2 protein-coding genes are annotated in these 2445 nt (G+C 62.7%); one reads left to right on the top strand and one right to left on the bottom strand.

The genetic code is table 11. From position 1 onward, the window contains the following. Positions 1–906, bottom strand: a 906-nt coding sequence (locus EOA60_RS28805; RefSeq protein WP_128312301.1) for a peptidylprolyl isomerase, incomplete at its 3' end; no start/stop codon positions are given. A gap of 263 nt (positions 907–1169) precedes the next feature. On the opposite strand from EOA60_RS28805, the gene EOA60_RS28800 reads away from it, so the two are divergent. Beyond that, a partial coding sequence (locus tag EOA60_RS28800; RefSeq protein ID WP_348632726.1) for a DEAD/DEAH box helicase occupies positions 1170–2445 on the top strand: 1276 nt, incomplete at its 3' end.

The following is a 2445-nucleotide window of genomic DNA, read 5'->3' as shown; positions in this document are numbered from 1 at the left end:
CTCCAGCGTGTCGACCGCCGACTTCAGCTTCGCGTCCGGGATCTCGATCTTGGCGGCGCCGCGCAATTCCTTGACCATGGCGAAATACTTGTCGCGGATGACGGCCTGCTTGGCCTGGTCCTTGACGTCGTCGAAGGCCGGCGGCTGCTTGGCGCGCTTGTCCTCGACCTTGATGACATGCCAGCCGAACTGCGACTGGACCGGCTCCTTGCTGTACTTGCCGACATCAAGCGCAAACGCGGCCTTGTCGAACTCCGGCACCATCTGCCCGGGACCGAACCAGCCGAGGTCGCCGCCATTCGACTTGCCGCTCGGGTCGCTCGTGTGCTCGTTGGCGAGCTTCTGGAAATCGGCGCCGCCGTCGAGCTGCTTGATGATCGCCTCGGCTTCTTCCTTCGTCTTCACGAGGATGTGACGGGCGTGAATCTCATTGACCGGCGGCGTGTTGGCAATTTCCTGGTCGTAGCGGGCGCGGATATCTGCATCCGTCACCTTGTCGACGACTTCCTTCTCGACGACCTCGCCGTGCAGGGCGCGCTGCTGCAGGAAGGCCATCCGACGCAGGAAATCGGCATCCTTGTCGAGGCCGCTGTCGACCGCTTTCTTGGCCATGACGCGGATTTCAATGGCCGCCGAAAGAGCAGCGGCGCGGCGCTGTTCCGGCGGCAGCTGCGCGAACTGCTGCGACAGCTCGCCTTCGGCCAGCGCGAGATCGGCCTCGGTCAGCTTCTCGCCGTTGATGGTGGCGACCACGGCGTTGGGATCCACGGGAGCGGCTGCGGGAGCCGCCGCGCCCGGCTGGGCGGGCTTGGTTTCCTGCGCCATCAGCGGCGACAGCGAAAGAGCCGAGAGCCCGAAGGCCAAGCCAAGGCTGGCGAGCGACGCGCGGCGGAACGACAGGGACATCAAGATAACTCCAATGGGGATTGCCGATAAGGATCGCTTGAACGGGAAGGTTCCAGATCAGTCCGATTGTGGCGGAATTTGGCGCTGCCCATAGGGCTAACGCGGCGTTGACATCAGTTGAGCCCCCTCTTATCTGTCCAACGACTTGGCGTCCAGAACCGTTTTCCGGGCGCTTTTTGCGTTTGTCCGCATTCACGCGGATTTGATGGGCCCGCCAGGCGCCTGTCGCAAACGGCTAAAATTGCTATCGAAAGGACCATTGGATGGTCAGTCTCGGCGCTCTCGCGCGTAAGGTTTTCGGCTCTTCCAACGACCGCCGAGTCAAGGCGACAAGGCCCCGGGTCGAGGCCATCAATGGGTTGGAAAACGAGATGCGGGCGCTCTCCGATGCCGAGCTTGCCGGCCGCACCGAGAAATTCCGCCAGGACTTCGCCAATGGCGCCTCGCTCGACGACCTGCTGATACCGGCCTTCGCAACAGTGCGAGAGGCGGCCCGCCGCGTTCTCGGCATGCGTCCCTTCGATGTCCAATTGATCGGCGGCATGGTGCTGCACAATGGCGGCATCGCCGAGATGCGCACCGGTGAGGGCAAGACGCTGGTCGCCACCTTGCCGGTCTATCTCAACGCGCTCGCCGGCAAGGGCGTCCATGTCGTCACAGTCAACGACTATCTTGCCAAGCGCGACGCCGAATGGATGGGCCGCGTCTACAAGTTCCTCGGCCTCACCGTCGGCATCATCGTACACGGCCTCTCCGACGACGAGCGCCGCGAGGCCTACGCCGCCGACGTTACCTACGCCACCAACAACGAGCTCGGCTTCGACTATCTGCGCGACAACATGAAGTATGAGCGCTCGCAGATGGTCCAGCGCGGCCATGCCTACGCCATCGTCGACGAAGTCGACTCGATCCTTGTCGACGAGGCGCGCACGCCGCTGATCATTTCCGGTCCGCTCGAGGACCGCTCGGAAATGTACAACACCATCGACGCCTTCATGCTGAAGCTCGGCCCGGCCGACTACGAGGTCGATGAAAAACAGAAAACCACGATCTTCACCGAGGACGGCACCGAGAAGCTGGAAAACATGCTGCGCGATGCCGGCCTGTTGAAGGGCGAGTCGCTCTACGACGTCGAGAACGTCGCGATCGTCCACCACGTCAACAATGCGCTGAAGGCGCACCTGCTGTTCCAGAAGGACAGGGACTACATCGTGCGCAACGGCGAGATCGTCATCATCGACGAGTTCACCGGCCGCATGATGCCCGGCCGCCGCTATTCGGAAGGCCTGCACCAGGCCCTCGAGGCCAAAGAGCATGTGCAGATTCAGCCGGAGAACCAGACGCTGGCCTCCGTCACCTTCCAGAACTATTTCCGCCTTTACAAGAAGCTCGCCGGCATGACCGGCATGGCGCTGACCGAGGCGGAGGAATTCGCCAACATCTACAATCTCGAAGTCACCGAGATCCCGACCAACCTGCCGGTCGCCCGCAGGGACGAGGACGACGAGGTCTACCGGACGGTGGACGAGAAGTACAAGG

Source organism: Mesorhizobium sp. M1A.F.Ca.IN.020.06.1.1 (genome assembly GCF_004023265.1).
Taxonomy (GTDB): domain Bacteria; phylum Pseudomonadota; class Alphaproteobacteria; order Rhizobiales; family Rhizobiaceae; genus Mesorhizobium.
Note: the sequence above shows the minus strand (reverse complement) of the source record. Positions and strands in the feature narration are given on the sequence as shown.